The 247-nt window shown below is 44.9% G+C and carries 1 protein-coding gene; it reads right to left on the bottom strand.

Going from position 1 to position 247, the window contains the following annotated elements:
• Positions 1–247: prephenate dehydratase domain-containing protein (locus tag AAEY68_RS21475; protein WP_350586875.1), on the bottom strand; the 247-nt coding region annotated here is incomplete at both ends.

Below are 247 nucleotides of genomic sequence, written 5' to 3'. Positions count from 1 at the left end.
ATAAAGCGGCTGTGGTTTTCGCTTTGGTTTGCTAAGTTAGATTTAATCACTTCTAGGCCTACATTTTTACCTGCTTGGGCAGAGCCAATAGCGGCACTATTTGGCGTATTTAGTGCTGATTGCAGGGCACTTGAAGTTGAGTCGCAGGTTTCGTGTTGCAGCTCACCAAGGCCTTGTAAAAAGCGGCTACATTGAGCAAACGGTTGCGGGTGAGCAAATATTTTTGTAAGTTGGCTAAGCTCAGTAT

The organism is Pseudoalteromonas sp. RB2-MNA-CIBAN-0110 (genome assembly GCF_040309305.1).
Classification (GTDB): domain Bacteria; phylum Pseudomonadota; class Gammaproteobacteria; order Enterobacterales; family Alteromonadaceae; genus Pseudoalteromonas; species Pseudoalteromonas arctica.
This window is presented reverse-complemented; position numbering and strand designations above follow the sequence as displayed.